The organism is Acinetobacter sp. AB03 (genome assembly GCF_058107045.1).
In genome coordinates, this window is the sequence record NZ_JBUEBA010000051.1 from 1 (window position 1) to 384 (window position 384).

The window sequence follows — 384 nt, forward strand, 5'->3', positions numbered from 1 at the left end:
AAAAATAAACAATGGCTTATTTATGCCTACCATCGAGAATCTGGAGAAATTGTTGCTTATGTTTGGGGTAAGCGGGATTTAGCAACGGTTCAACGTCTTAAAGCTAGACTTAAAAAGCTTGGGGTTCAATATGCTCGAATTGCGAGTGATCATTGGGATAGTTTTATTACAGCATTTCAATGTTGCAAGCAAGTGATCGGTAAGTTTTTTACCGTCGGTATTGAAGGTAACAACTGTAGAATTCGTCATCGAATCAGGCGTGGATTTAGGAGAAGTTGCAACTTTTCTAAAAAGCTCGAAAATCATTTTAAAGCCTTTGATTTGACTTTCTTTTACCTTAATAATGGATTTGTTTAACGCCAGCATACTTTTTGAAACACCACC

The 384-nt window shown here is 36.7% G+C and carries 1 protein-coding gene; it reads left to right on the plus strand.

All coding sequences use genetic code 11. The features are described 5' to 3' along the window. Window positions 1–357 (plus strand): IS1 family transposase (locus tag ACY3FQ_RS18090; protein ID WP_489774600.1); only part of this gene is annotated, 357 nt, incomplete at its 5' end. Window positions 358–384 lie beyond the last annotated feature (27 nt).